This window comes from Microbacterium sp., from assembly GCF_047607465.1.
Lineage (GTDB): Bacteria > Actinomycetota > Actinomycetes > Actinomycetales > Microbacteriaceae > Microbacterium.
Genome location: NZ_JASGCY010000076.1, coordinates 1 through 23,975 on the forward strand (window position 1 = coordinate 1; position 23,975 = coordinate 23,975).

Consider the following 23,975-nt stretch of genomic DNA (forward strand, 5'->3'; position numbering starts at 1 on the left):
CGACACCAGGAACCCCGGACTGGAACCCCGCCACCGCGACGCATCGCGGTCGATGTCATACCCCGATGTCAAAATCGACCTCACGAGCCCGGCAACGACGCCGCGAGCGAGGACTCACCCTCCCAATGAAATATCGAGGCTCTGTTGTTCGGGGGTTACTGACGTGCCATCCGAATTCTTTGAATAGAGGCCGACAAGGTCCACAGATGAAACCCCCGGCATCGGGGGGGCCTATAGCACTGCTCCGGTCGCGATTTGTGCCGCTTCTGGAGCTCCGAGGATGCACAAATCGCGACCGGAACGAAGGCGGCGGATGCTGAGGCGGCCATGTAGCCACGGTTTCCGTGGTTTGCCCAGGGCTTGTGGTGCGTAATCCGTTGTTAACAGATGCCTCTTGACTCGATAACCGTGGCAAGAATACTGTTCTCGTATGTCTACGACGCCAATCCATCTGGAACGACCTGACGGCAAAGGGTTGGCGGCCGGGACGCTGGGGCTCTGGGGATCGACCGTCATCGGCCTGGCATCCACAGCACCGGTGTACTCTCTGGTCGCCTCTCTCGGTTGGGTGGTCATCGCGGTCGGTGCGCAGGCGCCCATCGCCTTCGTCATCGCCTTCGTCCCGATGCTGCTCATCGCCTTCGCGTACCGCGAGCTGAACAACGCCGTGCCCGATTGCGGCACCACGTTCACCTGGGCCACCAAGGCCTTCGGCCCGTGGGTCGGCTGGATGGGCGGCTGGGGAGTCGCCGTCGCGGGCATGGTCGTGCTCGCCAACCTCGCACAGATCGCCTCGGTGTACCTATGGTCGTTGATCGGCTTCGACTTCGAGAACAACGACTGGCGCATCATCGTCGTCGCTGTGCTCTTCATCGCATCGATGACCTGGGTCAGCTGGCGCGGCGTCGAGATCGGCGAGCGCATTCAGAACATCCTGCTCGGCGTCCAGTACCTCGCCCTCGTCGTGTTCATCGTGGCCGTCTTCTGGCAGATCCTCAGCGGCAACGCTCCCGACGCGATCGACTTCTCCTGGGAGTGGTTGAACCCGTTCGGCTTCACGGACTGGTCGGGATTCACCGAGGCGATCCTGCTCGCTCTGTTCATCTACTGGGGCTGGGACACCTGCCTCGCCCTCAACGAGGAGACCAAGGATCCCAAGCGCATTCCAGGGCGCGCCGCAGTTCTCACCTGCGTCATCCTGCTGTTCACTTACGTCTCGGTGACGATCGCGGCGATGATGTATGCAGGGCTCGGTGAGACCGGGACGGGACTGGGCAACGAGGAGCACGCCGACGACTTCTTCCTCGCCATCAAGGACGGACTCCTCGGCCCGTTCGGCTGGGTGCTCGTCGTCGCCGTCATCATCTCGGCGGTCTCGTCGACGCAGACCACGATCCTGCCCACAGCCCGCGGCACGCTCGCGATGGGCGTGTACCGGGCGCTGCCGGCGAAGTTCAAGGACGTGCACCCCGAGTACAAGACGCCCTCGTTCTCAACGATCATCATGGGCATCGTCGCGGTGGTCTATTACGTGACCATGACGCTGATCAGCGACAACATCCTGCAGGACTCGATCCTGTCGCTGGGTCTGGCCATCGCGTTCTACTACGCGATCACCGGCTTCGCCTGCGTCTGGTACTTCCGCAAGGATCTGGGGCGGTCGACTCGCGACCTGTTCTTCAAGGGCATCTTCCCGCTGCTGGGCGGACTGCTGCTGACCGCGGCGTTCGTGCAGTCCGCGATCGACATGTGGGATGTCGACTACGGCTACAGCGAGCTGTTGGGCATCGGCGGCACCTTCGTCGTCGGAATCGGCTCGCTCGCTATCGGACTGGTGCTGATGTTCCTGTGGTTCGTGTTCCCGCGCTCGAAGCGGTTCTTCCGCGGGGAGAGCCTCAACAGGGACACCGAGGTGATGGTGCCCGACGAACCGGGCGACTTCATCCGGTCGATCGACGGCGGCATCTGATGGCGGTTTCCACCGCCGATCTGTACGACGAGCTCGAAGAGAGCATCCAGTCGCTGCCACTGCAGTTGCGCTCCTTCGGGCGGCGACGCGCCTTCGACGGGAAGATCCGCACGGTGCGCTGCCACGAGGACAACGCCCTGCTGAAATCGGTGCTGTCGACACCGGGAGAGGGCGCCGTGCTGGTCGTCGACGGCGGAGGCTCGCTGAACCGCGCGCTGATGGGCGACGTGATCGCGGCTCTCGCCGTCGAGAACGGCTGGACCGGCGTGGTCATCAACGGGGCGATCCGCGACAGCGTCGCGATCGACGGGCTCGACCTGGGAGTGAAGGCGCTCGGCACCAACCCGCGAAAGAGCACCAAGCTCTCCACGGGAGAAGCCGATGTCACGCTGTCGTTCGGCGGTGTCGACTTCGCGGTGGGTGCGCACCTGTACAGCGATGAGGACGGCATCCTGGTCGAGCGGCTGTCCTAATCTGGATTCGTGCGCATCCGGCTCGACATCGCTTATGACGGCACCCATTTCCGCGGATGGGCAACGCAGCCGGGACTGCGCACCGTGCAGGGGACGCTCGAAGAGGCGCTGGGCCGCATCGTCGGTTCAGAGGTGCGCCTTGTCGTCGCGGGAAGGACGGATGCCGGAGTCCACGCCTCCGGCCAGGTCGCCCACGTCGACCTCAGCGACGAGCAGTGGGCGCGGGTCGAGGCGCGGCACGGGCGCGCCTCGCACGATCCGGCAGGGTCGCTGGCGGGACGCATGCGCGGGGCGCTCGGCGCCTACCCTGACGTGACGGTCACGCGGACGTCGATCGCGCCGGAGGGGTTTGACGCCCGGTTCTCCGCCGTGTGGCGGCGCTATCGTTATCGGCTGGCCGACGATGTCTCGGGGTACGACCCGCTGCGGCGTGCGAACACGACGGTGCATCGCGGCTCGCTCGACGTCGAGCGGATGGATGCCGCGGCGCAGACCCTCATCGGACTGCACGACTTCGCGGCGTACTGCAAGCCGCGCGAGGAGGCGACGACGATCCGCACGCTGCTGTCGTACCGATGGCGTCGTGACTCCGAGGGTGCGCTCGTCGCCGAGCTCAAGGCCGACGCGTTCTGCCACAGCATGGTGCGGGCGCTCGTCGGCGCGTGCGCCGCGGTGGGGGAGGGCCGCCTCGACGTCGACGACGTGGCGAGGCTGCGCGACGCCATCGTGCGCACGAGCGCGTTCAAGGTGCTCGCGGCGCGCGGGCTGACGCTCACCGAGGTCGGATATCCGGCCGACGACCTGCTGTCGGCGCGCGCAGAGCAGACGCGGGCCCGGCGGTCGATCGACTGAGGCGGTGGGCGGCCGCCCCGCCCGTCGCGGCGCCCGCGCGGAACCCTCCTCGGCTCAGTCGAACCGCGCGGTGACCAGAATCGGCCTGTGGTCGCTCATCCCCTGGGGCAGTGTCGTGACCTTCTCGATCTCGACTCCGGCCGAGGTGACGAAGTCGTAGTGCCCGCGAAAAACCCGGTATCGGGTGTAGGTGTGGTCGTCGCTCAGGGTCAGGGCGTACCCCTGCTCGCGGACGGCATCGCCGAGGTGCTCTTTGAAGACCGGGTAGTTGTAGTCACCCACCATGAGCTGCGGCAGTGCTGGTCCGAGCGCTGCCAGCTGGGTGAGCGCCGCGCGGATCTGGTGTCGGCGCAGCGAGTTCAAGGCGGTGAGGGGCGCAGCGTGGAACGAGGCGACGATGAGCTCGCGCCCCTCGTCGATGTCGTGCAGCCGCACGCCGAGGACGCGTTCGTGCGCCGGTTTGGCGATGCGGTCGTGCAGGGACTTCTTCAACTCGATCGTCTTGACGGCCACCACCCGGAACGTGCTGGCACGATAGAACATCGCCAGACCCAGGCGGTTCCCCTGCGTGGCGTCGGCGAGGACGAGGTCGCCGACGCGCTCGGGGAGATCCTGCACGTCGCATTCCTGCAGGCACAGGATGTCGGGATCGTGCACGCTCGCGAGATCCACGAGCTCACCCGCCGCGCGGTGCTTCTGCAGGTTGTAGGAGATGAGCTTCATGACCCTCTTACGCTACTCGCGGACGCTGTGCGCTGGTGATGAATACCCGTCGTGCCCGGCGGATGCCGAGCATCCCCTGTCCGACCCCGCCCGTCACCCGCCGCCTGCGGCTGCGTCGCCCCAACGACGTCCTCGCAACGTGGCCGCCACCATTCGGATGCCGGTGCGAGCCGCATCCAGAGGGGACGAGGTCAAGCGGATCACGCGCCATCCGGCATCCGCATACGCCTGGTCCCGTAAGTCCATGTCGAGCTCCGCCTCGGGCAGCCCGAAATCGGCGGCGTCGATCCGATACTCGGTCTCCAGTCGCGATGCGCTTCCCACCCGGATCAGCTCGACCGCCTCGCGCAGCTTCGTTCTGCCGGGGCCGAGGCCGGCGCTTCTGCCACCCGGGCCCTTCCCGGGCCGGATCTTCTGCCAGCCGGACCCCGCACGGCACCACGCCTTGCGATCCCGATTCGCGTCAACAGGCCCGCATGACGTAAGCTGTTTCTTTGGTGCTCGACTGCCGAGTGCCGCGAACGTGAGCCCTCCACTGGCGTGTTCCTCCCGATAGGGCGAGAACCACCCCGGAGTGGGATTCACGAACTTCTCCGTTCGAACAAGAAAGCAGCACTATCGTGACGCGCACTTTCACTCCCAAGGCTGGCGAAGTCCAGCGCGACTGGGTCGTCATCGACGCCACCGACGTCGTTCTCGGCCGTCTGGCCTCGCACGCCGCAGCGCTCCTGCGCGGCAAGCACAAGCCGACCTTCGCCAACCACATCGACTCGGGTGACTTCGTCATCATCGTGAACGCCGACAAGGTCGCCCTCACCGGTCAGAAGCTCCAGAAGAAGATCGCCTACCGCCACTCGGGCTACCCGGGCGGCCTCAAGGCGACCACCTACTCCGAGCTGCTCGAGAAGAACCCGGTCCGCGCGGTGGAGAAGGCCATCCGTGGCATGCTCCCCAAGAACAGCCTCGGCCGCCAGCAGCTGGCCAAGCTGAAGGTCTACACGGGTGCCGAGCACCCGCACGCCGCTCAGCAGCCCACGCCGTACACTCTCGACCAGGTCGCGCAGTAAGCGCCGTAAAGACTTAAGGACATACTCGTGGCTGACATCCAGGACACCACCGAAACCCCGCAGAACTACTCGACCTCGACCCCCGAGGCCGCCGAGACCGAGACGGCAGCTCCGCGCCCCGTGCTCAGCGTCCCCGGTGCCGCCGTGGGCCGTCGCAAGCAGGCCATCGCCCGCGTGCGTCTGATCCCCGGTTCGGGCACCATCACGGTCAACGGTCGTACTCTCGAGGACTACTTCCCGAACAAGCTGCACCAGCAGCTGATCAACGACCCGTTCACCACGCTGAACCTCGTCGGCGCCTATGACGTCATCGCCCGCATCTCGGGTGGCGGCGACTCCGGCCAGGCCGGCGCTCTGCGCCTCGGCATCGCCCGTGCGCTGAACGAGATCGATGCCGAGAACAACCGTCCGGCTCTGAAGAAGGCCGGCTTCCTCTCGCGCGACGCCCGCGTGAAGGAGCGCAAGAAGGCCGGCCTCAAGAAGGCCCGCAAGGCACCTCAGTACTCCAAGCGTTGAGTTCTGCCCGACCGATGCCGATCTTTGGCACGGACGGCGTGCGAGGGCTTGCCAACGGCGCCCTCACCGCTGATCTCGCACTCACCCTGGCCCAGGCGACTGCTGTCGTCCTGGGCCAGGGCCGTACTGCGGAGGCCCGCAAGGCCGAAGGCAAGCGCCTCACCGCAGTGGTCGCCCGCGACCCCCGCGTCTCGGGTCACTTCCTGACGGCCGCCGTCGCGGCCGGTCTCGCCTCCTCCGGCGTCGACGTGCTCGAAGCCGGAGTCATCCCGACGCCGGCGCTGGCCTTCCTCGTCGCTGACCGGGACGCCGACTTCGGCGTGATGATCTCGGCGTCGCACAACCCGGCGCCCGACAACGGCATCAAGATCTTCGCCCGCGGCGGCGTGAAGCTCCCCGACATCGTCGAGGAGCGCATCGAGGCCGCGATGAGCGGCGACATGCTGCGACCGACCGGCGCTGGCGTGGGGCGGATCATCCGCTTCTCCGACGCCGAGGACCGCTACGTCGTCCATCTGCTCGGCTCGCTGCCGAATCAGCTCGACGGCATCAAGGTCGTGCTCGACTGCGCGCACGGCGCCGCATCCGGTGTCTCCCCTGAGACGTTCCGCGACGCCGGCGCCGACGTGACCGTGATCGGCGCCGACCCCGACGGCCTCAACATCAACGACGGCGTCGGATCCACGCACCTCGACAACCTCGCCGAGGCCGTCGTGCGCCTCGGCGCCGACATCGGCATCGCCCATGACGGCGACGCGGACCGCTGCCTCGCCGTCGACGCCGAGGGCAGGGTCATCGACGGCGACCAGATCATGGCGATCCTCGCGGTGTCGATGAAGGAACGCGGCCACCTCAAGGACGACACGCTCGTCGCGACGGTGATGAGCAACCTCGGGCTGCACGTCGCGATGCGCGAGCACGGCATCACGGTGCGTCAGACCGCCGTCGGCGACCGGTACGTGCTCGAGGACATGAACGAGGGCGGCTACTCCCTGGGCGGCGAGCAGTCGGGTCACGTGATCATGAGCGAGTACGCGACGACCGGCGATGGGCTGCTGACCGGCCTGCATCTGGTGGCCGAGATGGCACGCCAGAAGAAGTCGCTCGCCGAGCTCGCGAGCGTCATGACCGTGTACCCGCAGGTCCTCATCAACGTGCGCGGCGTGGACAAGGACGCCGTGGATGCGGACGAGGGCGTGCAGGCCGCCGTGCGCGAGGTCGAGGCGGAGCTCGGCGACACCGGGCGTGTGCTGCTGCGCAAGTCCGGCACGGAGCCGCTGGTGCGCGTCATGGTCGAGGCGGCGGATGCCGAGTCGGTGCGCACGTACGCCGAGCGACTCGCCGACGTCGTGCGGGAGCGCCTCGCGCTCTGAGGGATCGTTGTCAGCGGGCGGATGCTGCGGGCAGCAGCATCCGTTCGCCTTCCTCGCGCCGTGGGTCGGGCGTCAGGCGTTCAGCGTTCTTCATCGCCCCAGCGGAGCTGCTCGATGTACCGCAGCAGCACGCCCTCGCGCAGCGCCCAAGGGGAGACCTCGAGCTCGTCGACATCCAGCGTCGTCATCGCCACGTGCAGGCACGTGGCCGCCGCGACGATCTGGAAGGTCCGGTCGGGGGTGATCCCCGGCAGCTCCTGACGAGCGGATGCCGGAATGCGCGCCAGCCGCGGGATCCACGAGCCGAGCGCATCGCGGGGCAGGAGCATCCGATCGATGCCGGACCAGCCAGGCACCGGATAGCCGACCAAGCGGGCCAGCGAACGGATCGCTTTGGAGGATCCGACGACGTGGTCGGGGCGCGGGAGCGCGTCGAAGGCCGGCGACACCTGCGCCAGCACAGACGAGGCGTGCGCCCGCAGGCGCTCCACGTCGACCTCTCCCGGCGGATCGTGCGGCAGGAACTCCACGGTCATGCGTCCGGCGCCGAGGGGGACGGATGCCGCAGCATCCGGGACCTCGTCGCCGCCCGCCGCGATCTCCAGGGACCCGCCGCCGATGTCCAGCAGCAGAAGCCGACCGGCCGACCAGCCGAACCATCGGCGCACGGCGAGGAAGGTCAGTTCGGCTTCGGTCTCGCCGTCGAGCACCTGGAGAGGCTGTCCGAGCAGGGCCTCTATGCGGTCGATGGCCTCAGGGCCGTTGGCCGCCTCGCGCACCGCGCTCGTCGCCGTGGCGAGGAGCGCATCGACGTTCTCCGACTCGGCGACGGCGCGTGCGCGCGCGACGGCATCCTCGAGCGTGCGCACGCCCTCTTCCGAGATGGCGCCCTCCGGCGTCAGGTAGCGCATGAGGCGCAGGACCGTGCGGTCGCTCGTCGTGGCCAGAGGCCTGCCGCCGGGGCGGACATCGGCGGCGAGCATATGGACCGTGTTCGAACCGATGTCGATGACTCCCAGGCGCACGGCAAGAGGATACCGGCCTCAGGTGCACGGGAGCAGAACGCCGGCTCCTGAGGTTTCAGCGCAGGGCGGAACCGCCCGGCAATCGCTCAGCGAGCCAGCGCGCCTGACGCACCCACTGGGCGATCTGCCCGCCTTCATGCCCGTTGAAGGCATATGCCTGCATCTCGGCATCCGTCGAGGCGAGATGGTTGTAAGCGGCGTAGACGCTGGAGGGGAGCACGATGGCGTCCATCAGCGCCGCCGAGAAGAGCGCGGGCTGGCGGATGCGGCGAGCGAAGTTGACCCCGTCGAAGTACGACAGCGTGGCGAACACCTGATCGACGCGATCGCGGTGCACCGCGAGGTAGCGTTCGATCTCGGCGTAGGGATGGTCGGGGGTGCGCTCGACCGACCGGCGGAAGAAGCACAGGAACGGCACATCAGGCATCACGGCGAACACGTCCTGGTGCAGCGCGGCCGCGGCGAGGGAGATGCCGCCGCCCTGGCTCGAGCCGGTCACCGAGACGCGATCCGCCAGCACCGAGGGCAGCTCCCGCACGGTATCGACCGCGCGAACGGCATCGGTGAACACCCGCCGGTAGTAGTAGGTGTCCGGATGCTCGATCCCGCGGGTCATGAATCCCGTCGACGCGGATGCCGAGCCGTGCGGATCGGGGGTGTGCCCGCCCGACCCCCAGTTCGCGCCCTGTCCTCGTGTGTCCATGAGCACGTGGACGTAGCCGGCGGACGCCCACTGCAGCCGCTCGCCAGGGATGCCGCGCCCCCCGCCGTACCCGATGTACTCGATGACCGCCGGTCGCGGGTCGTCGCCGCGCGGCCGCGTGACCCAGGCCCTGATCGGGTCGCCGGCGAATCCGCTGAAGGTCAGATCCTCGACGACGAACTCGGAGATCGGGGTGTCGGCGGGTGCGAGCTGCGGCGGTGTCGCCGCTGCGCGCGCTGCGGTCAGGGTGCGCTCCCAGAAATCGTCGAAGTCGGCGGGCTCGGCGACGGCGGGGCGGTACTGCTCGAGCTCGTCGAGCGAGAGATCGGTCAAGGCCACGGATACACCGTAGCCGCTGCAGCGGTCGATATCGAAACGCTTCTCTTCGCTCTTGCGCAGGAGAGCGATGAGCGCTTATCGTGTTGTCGAAGCGATTCGATTCCATCGTTCGACGGGGATCGATCTCGACGACACTCTGCGGGCGAAGGTGCCCCTGACACAAGGCAACGGCACGAAGATGACCACTCCCTTGACCGAAACCATGGTCGCCCAGCTCGACAAGGCTGGGAACCCGACGAAGCGGGGGCGCCGCCGCGGCGGCGACCAGCAGACCGGCGGGCGCAAGTCCTATGCGATGTTCCTGGTGGTCCTTCCGTTCATCGTCCTCGCGTTCCTGTTCTCCTATTTCCCGTTGTACGGCTGGGTCTATTCCCTCTACGACTACAAACCGGCGCTCGGCCTCTCCGGCAGCGAGTTCGTCGGACTGCAGTGGTTCCAGATGCTCGTGAGCTCGCCCACGCAGATCGCCCAGGTCGGCCAGGTGATGCTGAACACACTTGCCATCAGCTTCCTCGGGATCGCAACCAGCGTCCTGCCACTCGGATTCGCGATCTTCCTCAACGAGATCCGCCTCCCGTGGTTCCGCAACGCCGTTCAGACCCTCACGACGCTCCCCAACTTCATCTCCTGGGTGCTCGTGTACATGATCGCCTTCTCGCTCTTCTCGAGCTCCGGTCTCGTCAACAACGTGCTCGGCGACTGGGGCCTCATCACCGCGCCGATCAAGTTCCTCGACACCGACCAGAACATCTGGCTCACGATGACGCTGTGGAGCATCTGGAAAGGTCTCGGCTGGGGAGCGATCATCTATCTCGCGGCGATCGCCGGAATCGATCAGTCCCTGTACGAGTCGGCGGAGATCGACGGCGCCGGGCGCTTCCAGAAGATGTGGTACATCACACTTCCCCAGCTCATGCCGACGTACCTCGTGCTGCTGCTGCTGTCGATCGCCAATCTCCTCAACAACGGCATGGAGCAGTACTACGTGTTCCAGAACGCGTTCAACAAGGAGTGGATCCAGGTTCTGGACCTGTACGTCTACAACATCGGTATGACAGGGAACAGCCTGTCGATGGCGACCGCGATCGGGATGCTGAAGAGCATCGTCTCCGTCATCCTCCTGTTCGCTGTCAACGGCATCGCCAAGCGCGTCCGCGGCGAATCGATTGTTTGAGAGGCACGACATGACGACCCTGAGCGCACCCGCATCCGCGCCGAGCACCCGTCACGGGGGCGACATCATCTTCGCGATCGTGAACTACACGGTTTTCGCGCTGCTCGTCGTGCTCTGCGCGTACCCGTTCTACTTCCTCATCATCAACTCGATCAGCGCGAACGATGTCTCCGCCCTCGGCGACGTGCGCTGGTGGCCCGTCGACGTCCATTTCGACAACTACCGCCAGGTGTTCGAGCTGAACGGGCTGCCGATGGCGGCCGTGGTCAGCATCGCCCGCACCGCCATCGGCACGGCGGCGACGGTTCTCGCATCCGCCTTCCTCGGCTTCATGTTCACGCAGAAGCGCATGTGGGGTCGGCAGTTCTGGTACCGGTTCATCGTCATCACGATGTACTTCAGCGCCGGCCTCATCCCGGTGTTCATCGTCATGAAGACCCTGGGGCTCACGAACAACTTCTGGGTGTACGTGCTGCCCTTCATCGTGCAGCCGTTCTTCATCATCCTCGTGAAGACCTTCGTCGAGTCCATGCCGGAGTCGCTGCAGGAGGCGGCAGAGCTCGACGGCGCGAACATCGTTCAGGTCTTCTTCCGGGTGTATCTGCCCAACATGACGCCGATCCTTGCGACCGTGGCCATCTTCTCGGCGGTCGCGCAGTGGAACAGCTTCCAGGACACTCTGATCTACATCACCGATCAGAGCCTGTACACGCTGCAGTACCTGCTGTACATGTTCATCAACCAGGCGTCCAGTCTCGCGCAGGCCGCGCAGAACGCCGGTGGCGATCTCAGCGGCATCGTGGCGGCGGCGACCTCGCAGACGCCCACCTCCATTCGCATGACCGTGTCGGTGATCGTCATCCTGCCGATCATTTTCATCTACCCCCTGTTCCAGCGCTTCTTCGTGAAGGGCATCATGCTGGGCGCCGTCAAGGGCTGACAGCGCTTCGCGCACCGAGAAAGGAAAGCAATGAAGTTGAAGAAGATCATCGCAGCAGGAGCGATCACGCTCCTCGCGACCGGGACCCTCGCCGCGTGCACCGGCGAGCAGACCGAGGCCGAACAGGGCGAAATCGACGCCTTCCCCACCGAATGGAAGGACGAGATCACGATCGACGTGTTCGATGGTCTCGCCAACTACATGGGCATTCAGGAGGGCTGGTTCGGCGAGCTCGTCAAGAAGAAGTTCAACATGAAGCTGAACATCATCGCCCCGAACGTCGCCGGCGGCGGCGACACGCTGTACAACACGCGTGTCTCGGCGGGCGATCTCGGCGATCTCATCATCACAGACAAGGGGCAGAAGCTCGACGAGCTCGTCGAGGGCGGCCTCGTGGTCGACGCGTCGAGGTTCTACCCGGCGATGGAGAACGTGCAGCGATTCGACAAAGCCGTGGACAAGCTCAACGACGGCAAGGACGGCGTGTACGCGTTCCCCGGTCAGGTCTCCAGCATTCTGCCGACCGAGCCGAGCGAAGGTCTCGAACCGACCTTCGGCGCCTATCTGCGCTGGGACCTGTACGGGCAGCTGGGCTACCCGGAGATCAACACGCTGGAGGACCTGCTTCCGATCCTGAAAGACATGCAGGAGCTGCAGCCGACCGCCCCCAACGGCAAGCAGACGTACGCCCTGAGCCTTTTCAAGGACTGGGACGGCAACATGATGAACAACGTCAAGCAGCCGATCACCTACTACGGCTACGACGAGCTCGGCTTCGCTCTCGCCAAGGCGGACGGCTCGGACTATCAGGGCCTCCTCGACGACGACGGCGAGTATTACCGGGTGCTGAAGTTCTACAACGAGGCCTACCGGATGGGCCTGGTCGACCCGGAGTCGACGACGCAGAACTACGACACGCTGTGGTCCAAGTTCCAGAACGGTCAGGTGCTGTACTCGTGGTGGCCCTGGCTCGGTCAGGCCGCTTACAACACCGAGGACAACATGAACGCGGGCACGGGCTTCATGCTGGCCCCGATCAAGGACCAGACGATCTTCTCGTACGGCGCGGAAGCGTACGGCGGCAAGCAGGTCATCGCGATCGGTTCGAAGGCCGAGGACCCGGAGCGCATCGCCGCGTTCATCGACTGGCTCTACTCCGCTGAGGGCACCTACGCCAACAACAGCCAGACGCAGGGCGCCGCAGGGCCGGAAGGTCTCACCTGGGAGCTCGCCGCCGACGGGCAGCCGCAGCTGACCGAGTTCGGCCAGGAGGTGTTCCTGACCGGTGACGCCACTGTTCCGGATGAATGGGGCGGCGGCAGCTACGTCAAGGGAACGTCCACGCTCAACGTGAGCGCGGTGCTGCCGAACGACATCGACGAGCGGACCGGACTGCAGTACAACTACCAGTTCTGGCCCTCGTACCAGGCGCTGACGCAGAACGAGCTGAAGGCGGACTGGTCCGCGCACATGGGCGACGCCACCTCGACCATGGAGTACCTGAAGGCGAACGACCAGCTCCTGGTCGCCCCCGGTGCGAGCTACACCGTGCCGACCGACGACTCGCAGACCGAGGCGCTGCGCAATCAGGTCAAGGGCGTGATCGTGCAGTACTCGTGGCAGGCGACGTTCGCCGAGAGCGAGGCCGACTTCGAGAAGCTCTGGTCCGAGCTGCAGGAGACCGCGGAGGGGCTCGGCTACCAGGACGTCCTCGACGTGGACCTGGCGAGCGCAAAGGCGCAGAACGACGCTCGCGTCGCGATCGCGAAGGAGTTCGCCGAGTAGGCGGCATCCGCACAGGGGGTCGGGCGTATGCCCGGCCCCCTTCTTCCGTGCCAGGGCGGGATGCCGGGGCGGGAAGCCCCCTCAGCTCCGGCGCGCGAAGACGCTGCGGAACAGGAATGCCGTCGCGTAGGCGGCGATCGAGAATCCGATCGTCGCCAGGATGACGCCGAACATCGGGAGCACGATCGTGATGCACACGAGCGCGACCGGGATGAGCAGGATGCCGAAGGTGCGTACCGGCTCGGCGGCGGGCAGCAGCAGGGCGTTCTTCAGCGCCTGGCGGAATGCGGTCGTGTACGCGGCGGTCAGTGCCATCGCGAACAGGAACGCGGCGAAGAGGTAGACGGCCGCTATCGTCGCGATGACGGCCGCGGCTGCGGCCAGGACGCTGGGGTGCGCAGCCCAGAAGACCGCGCTCGCGCCGAGCAGCAGCATCGGCACGGCCAGGCAGAGCCCGAGGAGTGTCGCGCGCCCGGCGTTGCGACCGAACGCCGGGAAGAAGTCCTTCACTGGATGCCCGCTCTCATCGTCCGAGTAGCGCATCGTCACCTCGTACAACGCGCTCGTGGCCGCGGGAATCGTCACCACAGGCAGGCACGCCGCGAGGTAGATGACGTTGAGCGCGACGAAGGCCAGGAATGACGACATGCCCTGCAGCGCCCGGCTCTCCGGATCGATCTTCACGGCTGCCTTCTCGTCACGCCGCGGCTGATGTCGTCCAGGGCCTGCGCAGACTCCAGATGGGGCGCGAGCAGTTGCACAGGCGGTTGCTCCTCGCCGTCCACGAATCTGAGGATCGCGCGTGCGGCCGCAGCCCCGAGCTCCTCGGCGGGCAGATCGATGCTGTCCGTCAGGGGCGACACGGTGTGCGCCATTCCCGCAGGGCGCAGGGCGATGACATCGAGCACGCGCCCGCTCTCCTCGGTGCTGAGCCGTCCGGCCACGTGTGGCAGCGCACCCTCATTGTGGAACAGGATGCCGGTGATCTCGGGATTCTCGGAGAGGAGGCGGTCGACGACCTCGACAGCGTCCTCAGTGCTCGGGCAGGCGTGCACGCTCGCCGCGACGCCGGCTTCCTGTGCCTCGGTCAGGAAACCGCGCCCCAGCCGATCGGAGTACGACGTTTGCCGGGTCATGACCTCGGCGGGGGCGCCGAGCAGCGCGATCCGGCGATGCCCGAGCTCGACGAGCCGTGACGCGGCGAGCCGTCCGGCCGTCTCGAAGTCGAAATCCACGCAGGGGACCCCGTCCGCGCCGGCGGGGAGTCCGATGAGGAGCGCGGGGGTTGCGAGGTCCTTCAACAGGGCGATGCGAGGGTCATCGGATTCGACGTCCATGACGAGGAGGGCGTCGACCATGGAGGCGCGCGAGACTCGGCTGAGCTCGGATGCATCGTCGCTGGTGAGCAGCAGGATGTCGTAGTGATGGGCTCTGGCTTCGCGCACCATGCCGGCGACGATCTCCATGATGATGTGCACGTCGACCCCTGAGCGCAGCGGCGCGTGCAGGCCGATCACGTTCGTTGACCGGGATGCGAGTGAGCGGGCGCTGGCGTGCGGGCTGTACTTGAGCTCCGATATGGCCTGCTCGACCCTTTCCTTCGTCTGCTGGGAGATGGTCCGCTTTCCGCTGAGCACATAGGAGACCGTGGATGTGGAGACGCCCGCGGCGCGTGCGACGTCGGTGATCGTCACCATGGTTGCTCCTTCGGCTCGATGATCTGCTCCGCGCCGGCGGCGAGACCCACACGGGTTTCCGCGAGCCCCGGCCCTGACAACATTACGGCCACCGCGCGCTCGGCGCGGAGGCGCACGCTCGAGATCCGGCTGGCGGCCCACACGAGGTCCACGTGCAGCCCACCGCGGGCGCGGAGCCCCCGCACAGCGCCCTCTGGCCACTGCGCAGGCAGAGCGGGCAGCGCGCGGATCCGGATCGCGTCGCCGTCGCGCTCGTGGGACTGCACCAGCGCTTCGGCGATACCGGCGGTCAGGCCGAGGTTGCCGTCGATCTGGAACGGTGGATGAGCACTGAACAGGTTGCCGTACAGCCCCCCGCGTTGCCGGGCCCCGGACTGCGCCGGTCGCAGTGACATGCGTACCTGATCGTGCACCCCGGAGCCGTCGCCGAGTCGGGCCCACAGCGCGAGCCTCCACGCCAGCGCCCAACCGGTGGACTCAGCACCGCGGGAGCGGATGGTCGTCGCCGCGGCTGCGGCGAGCTCCGGTGTGGCCAGCGGGGTGATCGTCGCGAGGGGGTACAGCCCCACCAGGTGGGACAGATGGCGGTGCTCCGGTTCAGCGTCGACGAGGTCACGGTCCCATTCGGCCACCCGCCCGTCGGCCAGCACGCGAGGCGCTGGCAGCAGCGCCGTGAGGCGCTCGAGCTCGGCCAGCCACTCCGGATCGATACCGAGGACCTCGGCGGCTCGCGTGCACGCTCCGGACAGCTCGCGCAGCAGGGTGACGTCCATGGTCGTGGATTCGCCGAGCGCACGGGGTTCGCCGCCGGCATCCAGATAGCGGTTCTCAGGCGAGGTGGACGGGGATGTCCACGCGCGTTCGCCGTCGGTGCGGATCCAGCTCAGGGCGAAGCGTGCCGAGCCCTCCAAAGCCGGCCAGGTCTCGGCGATCAGACGCTCGAGGTCGGCGTCGAAGTCGAAAGCATCCCACAGCTGCAGGCTGAGCCAGACCCCGCCGAGCGGCCAGAAGGCCCATGCCGGGTCGCCGCCACCGCCGCCCACAGGGGCGGCATGTCCCCAGGCGTCCGAATTGTGATGCATGACCCAGCCGTCGGCGCCGTGCAGCGCCCGCGCCACGGTGCGACCCGTGGTCATGGCGACGCGCGCGACGAATCGGCGCAGCGGATCCAGGCATTCCGGCAGCCCGGTCACCTCGGCCGGCCAGTACGCCATCTCGAGGTTGATGTTCGTCGTGTACGCGCTCGACCACGGCCCTGGCAGCTCGGCGTTCCAGATGCCCTGGAGCGTGAGCGGGAGACCCGCGCGCCGCGACGAGGAGATCAGCAGATATCGGCCATAGTGAAACACGAGAGCCGCGAGGCCCGGATCCGAACGCGCCTGCGCGTTCTCGACGCGCCGTGCGGATGCGAGCTCGCCGACGTCGTCGGGCCAGGGGAGCTCCAGCGCGCAGCGCTCGTACAACGCGCGGTGCGATGCGATGTGTGCGGTGCGCAGACGGTCCACGTCCGCGGTCGATGCCGTAGCAGCGCGGGAGATCGCATCGCGCCCGTCGTCCTCGAAGCCCGGCAGCGATGGCGCTGTGGCGGTGCCGATGAGCAGCACGTGCTCGCAGGATGCAGCGGTGATCAGCACGCCGGCTTCCACCGACGATGGCGCACTCGACCGCACGGACACAGCCCCGAACCGCCCCCGTTCGGCGTCGTAGCGGATCGGCTCCGGCGGAGATTCGTGCCCGGGGGCGACGTCGACGGGCAGGAGCCACTCCTGTTCGAGGGTGTCGGGTGCTGGCCCGGTGCGGTGCGCGCGCAGCGCGCTGTCCACGCGGACGCTCAGGCGCACAGGGCGCTCGGCGAGCACACGGTGCACGATGGCGCCGGCCTCAGCATCCGCCCAGGTCTCGTGCCGCACCCTGCCCGCATTCGAATCGTAGGAGTGCGCGGCGATCGCGGTGCGCAGATCGAGTTCGCGGTGCAGCGTGGCGGCGTCGGCGGACACGGCGTCGGCTGATGTGTCGTGCACCTCGATGTCCACGCGCCCGAGCGGGAGGTAGGCCTGCACCCACGGCGTCTGCTGGGGCCGCACGAGGCGCTCCGCCTCGGCGGCATCTCCGCGGGCGAGTGCCGCTCTGGCGGCGTCGAGCGCAGCGGGGCCGCGCTCGACGATCCCCTCGAGCGGATCACGGTCGGCCGAGCCCGACCACGCTGTGATGTCGTTCAGATGCAGGCGCTCGCCACCCGCTCGCCCCTCGCACATCGCCCCCCGCACGCCGTCGCCGACGGGGAAGGCGTCCGTCCAGTGCTGTGCAGGCCGATGGTCGCGCAGCACGTGGAGCGCGTCCGGGAACGGGCGGCCGCCGTGGCGGGAGCGGAGGTTGTCATCGACCTCGATGGACATCGGCACGTGGTTAGTATATGTTCTCGTTGTTGAAACGCTTCGACAACTCAACTCCGACCGGAAGAACATGTCAACGACGACCTCCGCACGACGCGCCTTCGACGCGTTCATCGCCCGGCGAGGCCTGGGCTTCGGTGGCGACTACAACCCGGAGCAGTGGCCGGCCGACGTCTGGCGCGAGGACGTCGCGCTCATGCGCGAGGCCGGCGTGAACCTCGTCACGGTGGGGGTCTTCAGTTGGGCGCGGATCGAGCCCGCTCCTGGTGTGCGCGACTGGGACTGGCTGGATGAGGTGCTGGATCTGCTGCACGGCGCCGGCATCTCGGTGGACCTCGCCGCGCCGGTCGCGTCGCCGCCGCCGTGGCTGGGCCTGCGTTATCCGGAGACCCTGCCTGTCGATCGCGACGGCGTGCGCCTGATCGCGGGATCGCGCAACCAGTTCTCGCCGGCGTCGCGCGTCTACCGCGAGTATGCGGCGGCGATCACGCGCGACCTGGCCGAGCGCTATGCCGGTCACCCAGCCGTGGTGATGTGGCACGTGGGCAACGAGTACGGGCAGATCGACCACGGTGACGAGGCGGCCCGCGAGTTCCGCCGCTGGCTCATCGAGCGCTACGGCACGATCGCCGAGCTCAACGCGGCCTGGGGCACCGCCTTCTGGTCGCAGCACTACGAGGACTTCGACGAGATCCTGCCGCCGCGACGCATGCCGTATCTCGTCAACCCCACGCAGGCGCTCGACTTCCGCCGCTACAGCTCCGACCAGCTCCTGGCCTGCTACCGCGAGCTGCGCGACATCATCCGCGCGACGGGTGCCGCACAGCCGATCACGACGAACTTCATGGGCTTCCATGCGCTGACCGACTACTGGGCATGGGCCGGCGACGTCGATGTCGTCTCGGACGATCAGTACCCTGACCCGGCCTCGGTCGACGCTCCTGCACAGACTGCCTTCGTGCAGGATCTCATGCGATCGCTCGGCGGCGGGCGCTCGTGGGTGCTGATGGAGCAGGCCGTCAGCGCGACGTCCTGGCGCACCCACAACCTCCCCAAGTCGCCGTTGCACGCCCGCCGTGATTCGCTGCAGGCCATCGCCCGCGGCGCGGATGCGGTCTGCTATTTCCAGTGGCGCCAGGCACGTGCCGGGGCCGAGCGCTTCCACTCCGCGATGCTGCCGCACGCCGGTGCGGACTCCGATGTCTTCCGGGGCGTCGTGCGCCAAGGACGGGATCTGCGTCGGCTCACACCGGCGTCGGGCGCTCGCGTCGACGCCGACGTGGCGATCCTGTTCGACTGGGCGTCGTGGTGGGCCGGCGAGGAGCCGGCCAGGCCGACCGAGCGGCTGAGCACGATGACAGAGGCGAATCGCTGGTATCGCGAGCTCTGGCGCCGCGGCGTCGCGGCTGACCTGGTGTCCTCGTCGTCCGACCTGTCGGGCTACCGTGTCGTCCTGGTGCCGCACTCCTACATCATCGAGTCGGCCACCGCCGACGCGCTGGCGGGGGTCGTCGAGGCGGGAGCCCACGTCGTGATCGGCCCGTTCAGCGGCGTCGCCGACCGCAATGCGCAGATCCTCACAGGGCGCTCGCCCGTGCTGCTGCGCGAGGTGCTCGGCGTCAGCGGCGAGGAATGGGTGGGTGTCCCCGATAGTGGCATCGCGCTGGCCTTCGACGGCGGCTGGGGGTCCGACGTGCGGCGACCGCGGGCGGGGATCCTCGCCGAGAGACTCCGCAGCGAGGGCGCCGAGGTCCTCGCCTGGTACCGCGGCGGCGAGCTGGACGGCATCCCCGCACTCACACGCCACCGCACCGCCTGGTACCTGGGTGCGATCGTCGACGACGACACGCTGTCGTCGCTGTTCGGCGACGTGCTCGGTGAGGCCGGCGTCACCGACGCGCTCGGCCGACCCGCAGCCCTTCTGCCGGACGGGATTGAGGCGGTCCGGCGCGGCGACGTGCTGTTCCTGCTGAACCATGCCGATCGACACATCGAGCTCGATCTAGGAGAGGGCGGGGTGCGCGTCGACCTGCTCACAGAGGAGAGCATCCACCGCACCGTCGGCATCGCGCCGGGCGAGGTCCGTGCGGTGATGGAGCGAATGCAAAGGAGCACCTTGTGAAGTTCACCGACGGCTTCTGGCTGACCCGATCGGGTCTGACGCCCTTGTACGCGTCGCACGTGGACGACATGCGTGTCGATGCGTCTGCGGGAACCCTGACCGTCTTCGCGCCGACCGGCGCGATCCGGCATCGCGGCGACACGCTGAACCGGCCGATGCTGACGGTGACGCTCTCCTCCCCGGCATCCGGGGTTGTGCGCGTGCGCGTCCAGCGGCATGCCGGACGCGTGCACCGTGGACCGGACTTCGAGACGTTCCCCGAGGAAGGTTTCGTGCCGTCCGTGTCGGCCGATGAGACCGAGGGCGTCCTCGTCAGCGGCGACCTCCGCGTGGTCGTGTCGCGCACCGGGACGTGGGACATGCGCTTCGAGCAGGGCGGGCGCATCCTCACCCGAGCGCTGCCGCGCTCGATCGGCCACTTCACGGCCGACAGCACCTTCCGTGCCGATGGCGGGCAGCAGGCGCACGCCGGCGACACGTGGGTCCATCAGCAGCTCTCGATCGAGCCGGGCGAGCGGGTGTACGGCTTCGGCGAGCGGTTCGGCGCCTTCGTGAAGAACGGGCAGGTCGTCGACTCGTGGAACGCCGACGGCGGCACCTCGAGCGAGCAGTCCTACAAGTCGGTTCCGTTCTACCTGACGAGCCGTGGCTACGGCGTGCTCGTCGACAGCCCCGATCGGGTGTCGTTCGAAGTGGGCAGCGAAGTCAATTCCCGCGTGCAGTTCTCGGTGCCGGGCGAGACCCTGGACTACTACGTGTTCGCGGGCCCGACGCCCAAGGACGTGCTGCGGCGGTACACGGCCTTCACCGGTCGGCCCGCCAGGGTGCCTGCCTGGTCGTTCGGCCTGTGGCTGACCACGTCGTTCACACCCGAGTACGACGAGGCCACCGTGAACGGCTTCATCGACGGGTTCGCCGAGCGCGATCTGCCCTTGAGCGTGTTCCACTTCGACTGCTTCTGGATGCGTGAGTTCCAGTGGACCGACTTCGAGTGGGATCCGCGCACCTTCCCCGACCCGGAGGGACAGCTCGCCCGCCTGCACGAGCGCGGTCTCAAAGTGTCCGCCTGGATCAACCCGTACATCGCGCAGCGCTCCGCGCTGTTCGCCGAGGCGGCGGAGAAGGGCTACCTGCTCAAGCGCACGGACGGCGGCGTCTGGCAGTGGGACTTGTGGCAGGCCGGGATGGGCATCGTCGATTTCACCAATCCGGATGCCGCGGACTGGTATGCCGGACACCTCGAACGGCTCATGGACCAGGGCGTCGACACGTTCAAGACCGACTTCGGGGAGCGGATCCCCGTTGAGGGCGTCGAGTGGTTCGACGGGTCGGACCCTGCCCGCATGCACAACCACTATCCGCGTCTGTACAACGAGGTCGTCTTCCGTGCGCTCGAGCGTCGCCGCGGCAAGGGACAGGCGGTGGTGTTCGCGCGCTCGGCGACCGCTGGCACCCAGCAGTTCCCTGTGCACTGGGGCGGCGACAGTGACTCGTCATTCGCGTCGATGGCCGAATCGCTGCGGGGTGGGCTCTCGCTCGCGCTGAGCGGATTCGGATACTGGAGCCACGACATCGGCGGCTTCGAGGGCGACCCGGATCCGGCGGTGTTCAAGCGCTGGCTCGCGTTCGGACTGCTCTGCTCGCACTCGCGCCTGCACGGGTCGACGAGCTTCCGCGTGCCCTGGATCTTCGATGACGAATCCGTCGATGTGACGCGACGCTTCACGAAGCTGAAGATGAGACTCATGCCGTACCTGGCCGGCGCCGCTGAGCAGGCCGCCGCCAATGGCATCCCGATGATGCGTCCGATGGTGCTCGAGTTCCCCGAGGACCGCAGCGGTTTCGACGCCGATACGCAGTACATGCTCGGCGACGCCCTGCTGGTCGCCCCGGTGTTCGAGGCCGCTGGCGAGGTCGAGTACTACCTGCCCGACGGTGTATGGACGTCGGTGCTGAACGGCTCGCGCGCCAGCGGCCGGCGCTGGGTGCGCGAGACACACGACTTCTTGTCGGTGCCGCTGCTGGCGCGACCAGGCACGGTGCTGCCGTGGGGGGCGGTCGATGACCGGCCGGACTACGCCTGGGCAGACGGGGTCACGCTGCGCTGCTTCGAGCTCCCGGACGGATACGACGCTGTGACCACGGTTCCCGGTCTCGACGGCGCACCGTCGACGAGCTTCCGGGTCCGCCGGGAAGGCGCGCGGATCGTGGCAGTGACGACGGATGCAACAGCATGCTGGTCGCTGGCTGCGGGCGGGAGAGTCCTCGACGCGGCCGGTGCGGGCGAGCTCGAGATCGTCCTGACGGGGGACTGATGCGGTACCGGGACATCGATGCGACGGTTGCGGATCGTGCGGCGGACCTGCTCGCGCGTCTCACGCCCGACGAGCGCCTGGCGATGCTGCATCAGGCGGCGCCCGCGATCGAGCGTCTCGGCGTCGCCGAGTACCGCACGGGATGCGAGGTGCTGCACGGTGTCGCCTGGCTCGGTGTCGCGACCGTGTTCCCGCAGCCGATCGGGCTCGCGGCGACGTGGGACACGGAGCTCATCGAGCGCGTCGGCGAGGTCGTATCGACCGAAGTGCGCGCCAAACGATCCGAGAATCCGCTGATCAGCCTGAACGTGTGGGCGCCCGTCGTGAACACGCTGCGGCACCCGGGGTGGGGGCGTAACGAAGAGGGCTTCTCGGAGGACCCGCACCTGACGGCGCACTTCGGCACCGCGTACGCACGCGGTCTTCGCGGTCGGCACGAGCGCGTGTGGAAGACGGTTCCGGCCCTCAAGCACTTCCTGGCGTACAGCAACGAGACCGATCGCTCGGCGACGTCTTCGAACATGTCGTTGCGCACGCTGCACGAAGAGGAGCTGCCGGCCTTCCGCGCACCCATCGAGTCCGAGGCCGCGGGGAGCATGATGCTCGCATACAACCAGGTCAACGGCGCGCCAGCGCATACGCAGCCCGAGCTGGTCGCTGAGGCGCGCAGCTGGACGGATGGCTCGCTTGCGATCGTGTCGGATGCCGGGGCGCCGACGTTCGTGGTGTCCGTGCAGGGCGCCCAGCCCGACATGACCCACGCCGCCGCCGCCCTGGTGCGCAGCGGCATGGACTCCTTCACCGACAACGATGCCGATGCGCAGCCCACGCTGACGAATCTGCGAGCGGCGCTGGAGGCGGGGCTGCTGACGAGCGAAGACATCGATCGGGCAGTGTTGCGCCTGCTGGAGATGCGCGTGCGCAGCGGCGAGTTCGACGCGGACGCCGATCCGTATGCAGGCATCGGCATGCGCGATCTGGACACCCCTGCCGCTCGCGAACTGGCGCGCGAGGCGGCAGCGGCCGGCGTGGTCGTGCTGCGCGATGATGCCGGGATGCTGCCGCTGACGACCCCGCGGTCGATCGCGGTCGTCGGCCCGCTCGCCGACCGCGTGCTCACGGACTGGTACTCGGGCACGCCCCCGTACGCCGTGGGCGTCGCCCAGGGGCTGGCGGATCGCTACCCGGATGCCGACGTGCGGGTCGAGACCGGAGCCGATACCGTGGCGCTGCGTGCCACGAGCAACGGCGCGTACCTCCGGTCGGATCCGACCGGGGCGGTGGTCGCGGCGACCGCCGACAGCGCGTCGGAGGACGCCCTGTGGGATGTGACCGACTGGGGCGACGGCGTCCTGACGCTGCGGGCGCACGCCTCCGGACGGCTGCTGACGGGCGGGGCCTGGCCGATGCGGGCCGATGCCGAGAGAGTCGGCGGCTGGGTGGTGCAGGAGAGCTTCCGCCGGCACGTGCATCCCGACGGGACATGGTCGCTGCTGCACCTCGGATCCGGTCGCTGGGTGCGCGTGTCGCGCGAGGTGGGGATCGTCCTCGCCGAGGGCGTCACCCTGGATCGTGCAGAGCGGTTCGCGGTGCGGACGGTGCGATCGGGCATGCAGGCGGTGGCGGATGCTGCGCGCTCGGCCGATCTCGCCGTGGTCGTGGTCGGCAACGACCCGCACCTGGCCGGTCGGGAGACCGAGGACCGTCCGCACCTGTTCCTTCCGGAGGCATCGACCGGGATCTGGCGAGCCGTCGAGGAGACCGGAACGCCGACCGTGCTGACGATCGTCTCCAGCTACCCGTACGTGCTCGGTGACGCTGCCGCCGCATCGACCGTCGTCTGGTCGAGCCACGCGGGGCAGGAGCTGGGGCACGGCATCGCCGATGTGCTCAGCGGCGACGTGGAGCCGCGGGGGCGGCTGGCGCAGTCGTGGCCGGCGGACCCGGCGCAGGCGGGTGACCTGTTCGACTACGACACGCAGCGTCAGCAGGCGACATACCGGCACCAGCCGGAGCCGTATGCGTTCGCGTTCGGACACGGCCTGACCTACTCGTCCGTCGCGTACGAGGAGGTGACGCTGGATGCCGAAGCGGTGGATGCCCCGGCGCCGACGCACCGGCATCCGGCGTTCGGAACTGCGGGATCCGTCGTGGTGCGCGTGCGCGTCGCCAACCGGGGGAGCCGGGCCGCCGAGGAGCTCGTGCAGGTGTACGGGCTCGCTCCGGAGGGGCTGCCGATCCCGCCGGCGCGGCGTCTGCTGCTCGGCTACCGCAGAGCCCGGCTCGAGGCCGGCGAGACGCGCGAGATCGAGGTGCCGTTCCAGACGGAGCGGTTCGCGGTGTGGGACGAGGCGGTGCGACTGGAGGGCGCTGTGGAGGATTGGGTGCACGCCGGCGCCCTGCGCGTGCAGCCGGGGATCTATCGGATCGCCGCCGGCCCCTCGGCGGACGTCCTGCCGGTGCATGCGTCTCTGTCGGTGCGCTGATCCCGCCGGAGCGCGCCCCGATA

At 68.1% G+C, this 23,975-nt stretch carries 19 protein-coding genes; 12 read left to right on the forward strand and 7 right to left on the reverse strand.

The features are described from left to right. The first annotated feature begins 430 nt into the window (after positions 1 to 430). Genes QM568_RS11255 through truA form a run of 3 tightly spaced genes read left to right on the forward strand, consistent with a single transcriptional unit; the run spans position 431 to position 3,294 of the window. On the forward strand, positions 431 to 1,969 hold the full coding sequence (locus tag QM568_RS11255; RefSeq protein WP_415138837.1) for an APC family permease: 1,539 nt from the start codon (positions 431 to 433) through the stop codon (positions 1,967 to 1,969). Next, on the forward strand, positions 1,969 to 2,442 hold the full coding sequence (gene rraA / locus QM568_RS11260; protein WP_415138839.1) for a ribonuclease E activity regulator RraA: 474 nt from the start codon (positions 1,969 to 1,971) through the stop codon (positions 2,440 to 2,442). The genes QM568_RS11255 and rraA overlap by 1 nt, the downstream gene beginning before the upstream one ends. Positions 2,443 to 2,451: 9 nt before the next feature. Beyond that, positions 2,452 to 3,294, forward strand: a complete 843-nt coding sequence (gene truA / locus QM568_RS11265) for a tRNA pseudouridine(38-40) synthase TruA (RefSeq protein WP_415138841.1) — start codon at positions 2,452 to 2,454, stop codon at positions 3,292 to 3,294. Between the two features lie 54 nt (positions 3,295 to 3,348). Here truA and QM568_RS11270 read toward each other — a convergent pair whose 3' ends face one another. After that, positions 3,349 to 4,017: an endonuclease/exonuclease/phosphatase family protein gene (locus QM568_RS11270; protein ID WP_415138843.1), complete on the reverse strand. Its 669-nt coding sequence runs from the start codon at positions 4,015 to 4,017 to the stop codon at positions 3,349 to 3,351. 93 nt (positions 4,018 to 4,110) lie between these two features. Further along, positions 4,111 to 4,341: a hypothetical protein gene (locus tag QM568_RS11275; protein WP_415138845.1), complete on the reverse strand. Its 231-nt coding sequence runs from the start codon at positions 4,339 to 4,341 to the stop codon at positions 4,111 to 4,113. A gap of 296 nt (positions 4,342 to 4,637) precedes the next feature. Between QM568_RS11275 and rplM the strand changes: the two genes are divergently transcribed. From rplM to glmM, 3 genes are read left to right on the forward strand one after another with little or no spacing between them, the layout of a single operon-like run. Further along, positions 4,638 to 5,084, forward strand: coding sequence for a 50S ribosomal protein L13 (gene rplM / locus QM568_RS11280; RefSeq protein WP_415138847.1), 447 nt, complete (start codon positions 4,638 to 4,640; stop codon positions 5,082 to 5,084). A 27-nt stretch (positions 5,085 to 5,111) separates the two neighbouring features. Then, on the forward strand, positions 5,112 to 5,600 hold the full coding sequence (gene rpsI / locus QM568_RS11285; protein WP_415138849.1) for a 30S ribosomal protein S9: 489 nt from the start codon (positions 5,112 to 5,114) through the stop codon (positions 5,598 to 5,600). A 14-nt stretch (positions 5,601 to 5,614) separates the two neighbouring features. Continuing rightward, the gene (glmM, locus tag QM568_RS11290) at positions 5,615 to 6,973 is read left to right on the forward strand and encodes a phosphoglucosamine mutase (RefSeq protein ID WP_415138851.1); all 1,359 of its coding nucleotides are present in this window, start codon (positions 5,615 to 5,617) and stop codon (positions 6,971 to 6,973) included. Positions 6,974 to 7,053: 80 nt separating this feature from the next. Here glmM and QM568_RS11295 read toward each other — a convergent pair whose 3' ends face one another. After that, complete coding sequence (locus QM568_RS11295; protein ID WP_415138853.1) at positions 7,054 to 7,998, reverse strand: Ppx/GppA phosphatase family protein; 945 nt, start codon at positions 7,996 to 7,998, stop codon at positions 7,054 to 7,056. A gap of 55 nt (positions 7,999 to 8,053) precedes the next feature. Next, entirely contained in the window at positions 8,054 to 9,040 is a 987-nt protein-coding gene (locus QM568_RS11300; protein WP_415138856.1) for an acetylxylan esterase, read from the reverse strand. A gap of 178 nt (positions 9,041 to 9,218) precedes the next feature. On the opposite strand from QM568_RS11300, the gene QM568_RS11305 reads away from it, so the two are divergent. Genes QM568_RS11305 through QM568_RS11315 form a run of 3 tightly spaced genes read left to right on the forward strand, consistent with a single transcriptional unit; the run spans position 9,219 to position 12,939 of the window. After that, a complete protein-coding gene (locus tag QM568_RS11305; protein ID WP_415138858.1) occupies positions 9,219 to 10,214 on the forward strand; it encodes an ABC transporter permease in 996 nt (331 codons plus the stop codon). A gap of 10 nt (positions 10,215 to 10,224) precedes the next feature. After that, complete coding sequence (locus QM568_RS11310; protein ID WP_415138860.1) at positions 10,225 to 11,154, forward strand: carbohydrate ABC transporter permease; 930 nt, start codon at positions 10,225 to 10,227, stop codon at positions 11,152 to 11,154. A gap of 30 nt (positions 11,155 to 11,184) precedes the next feature. Next, complete coding sequence (locus tag QM568_RS11315) at positions 11,185 to 12,939, forward strand: ABC transporter substrate-binding protein (RefSeq protein ID WP_415138862.1); 1,755 nt, start codon at positions 11,185 to 11,187, stop codon at positions 12,937 to 12,939. 81 nt (positions 12,940 to 13,020) lie between these two features. Here QM568_RS11315 and QM568_RS11320 read toward each other — a convergent pair whose 3' ends face one another. Genes QM568_RS11320 through QM568_RS11330 form a run of 3 tightly spaced genes read right to left on the reverse strand, consistent with a single transcriptional unit; the run spans position 13,021 to position 17,032 of the window. Continuing rightward, positions 13,021 to 13,623: a DUF624 domain-containing protein gene (locus tag QM568_RS11320; protein WP_415138864.1), complete on the reverse strand. Its 603-nt coding sequence runs from the start codon at positions 13,621 to 13,623 to the stop codon at positions 13,021 to 13,023. Further along, positions 13,620 to 14,636, reverse strand: a complete 1,017-nt coding sequence (locus QM568_RS11325) for a LacI family DNA-binding transcriptional regulator (RefSeq protein WP_415138866.1) — start codon at positions 14,634 to 14,636, stop codon at positions 13,620 to 13,622. Before QM568_RS11325 ends, QM568_RS11320 begins: the two co-directional genes overlap by 4 nt. Next, the gene (locus QM568_RS11330; RefSeq protein ID WP_415138914.1) at positions 14,630 to 17,032 is read right to left on the reverse strand and encodes a glycosyl hydrolase family 95 catalytic domain-containing protein; all 2,403 of its coding nucleotides are present in this window, start codon (positions 17,030 to 17,032) and stop codon (positions 14,630 to 14,632) included. The genes QM568_RS11325 and QM568_RS11330 overlap by 7 nt, the downstream gene beginning before the upstream one ends. Positions 17,033 to 17,099: 67 nt before the next feature. Here QM568_RS11330 and QM568_RS11335 point away from each other — a divergent pair, with 67 nt between their 5' ends. The 3 genes from QM568_RS11335 to QM568_RS11345 are packed head-to-tail and all read left to right on the forward strand — an operon-like array spanning position 17,100 to position 23,952. Next, positions 17,100 to 19,151, forward strand: coding sequence for a beta-galactosidase (locus QM568_RS11335; protein ID WP_415138868.1), 2,052 nt, complete (start codon positions 17,100 to 17,102; stop codon positions 19,149 to 19,151). Further along, positions 19,148 to 21,466 (forward strand): alpha-xylosidase, encoded by a 2,319-nt coding sequence (gene yicI / locus QM568_RS11340; RefSeq protein ID WP_415138870.1) that lies wholly within the window; start codon positions 19,148 to 19,150, stop codon positions 21,464 to 21,466. Before QM568_RS11335 ends, yicI begins: the two co-directional genes overlap by 4 nt. Beyond that, a complete protein-coding gene (locus QM568_RS11345) occupies positions 21,466 to 23,952 on the forward strand; it encodes a glycoside hydrolase family 3 C-terminal domain-containing protein (RefSeq protein WP_415138872.1) in 2,487 nt (828 codons plus the stop codon). Before yicI ends, QM568_RS11345 begins: the two co-directional genes overlap by 1 nt. Positions 23,953 to 23,975 lie beyond the last annotated feature (23 nt).

Bases quoted from the DNA above. Each gene is read 5' to 3' on its own strand.
- QM568_RS11255 (WP_415138837.1), top strand. From the start codon at position 431: ATGTCTACGACGCCAATCCATCTGGAACGACCTGACGGCAAAGGGTTG.
- rraA (WP_415138839.1), top strand. From the start codon at position 1,969: ATGGCGGTTTCCACCGCCGATCTGTACGACGAGCTCGAAGAGAGCATC.
- QM568_RS11270 (WP_415138843.1), bottom strand. From the start codon at position 4,017: ATGAAGCTCATCTCCTACAACCTGCAGAAGCACCGCGCGGCGGGTGAG.
- glmM (WP_415138851.1), top strand. From the start codon at position 5,615: ATGCCGATCTTTGGCACGGACGGCGTGCGAGGGCTTGCCAACGGCGCC.
- QM568_RS11305 (WP_415138858.1), top strand. From the start codon at position 9,219: ATGACCACTCCCTTGACCGAAACCATGGTCGCCCAGCTCGACAAGGCT.
- QM568_RS11310 (WP_415138860.1), top strand. From the start codon at position 10,225: ATGACGACCCTGAGCGCACCCGCATCCGCGCCGAGCACCCGTCACGGG.
- QM568_RS11315 (WP_415138862.1), top strand. From the start codon at position 11,185: ATGAAGTTGAAGAAGATCATCGCAGCAGGAGCGATCACGCTCCTCGCG.
- QM568_RS11325 (WP_415138866.1), bottom strand. From the start codon at position 14,636: ATGGTGACGATCACCGACGTCGCACGCGCCGCGGGCGTCTCCACATCC.
- QM568_RS11330 (WP_415138914.1), bottom strand. From the start codon at position 17,032: ATGTCCATCGAGGTCGATGACAACCTCCGCTCCCGCCACGGCGGCCGC.
- QM568_RS11335 (WP_415138868.1), top strand. From the start codon at position 17,100: ATGTCAACGACGACCTCCGCACGACGCGCCTTCGACGCGTTCATCGCC.
- QM568_RS11345 (WP_415138872.1), top strand. From the start codon at position 21,466: ATGCGGTACCGGGACATCGATGCGACGGTTGCGGATCGTGCGGCGGAC.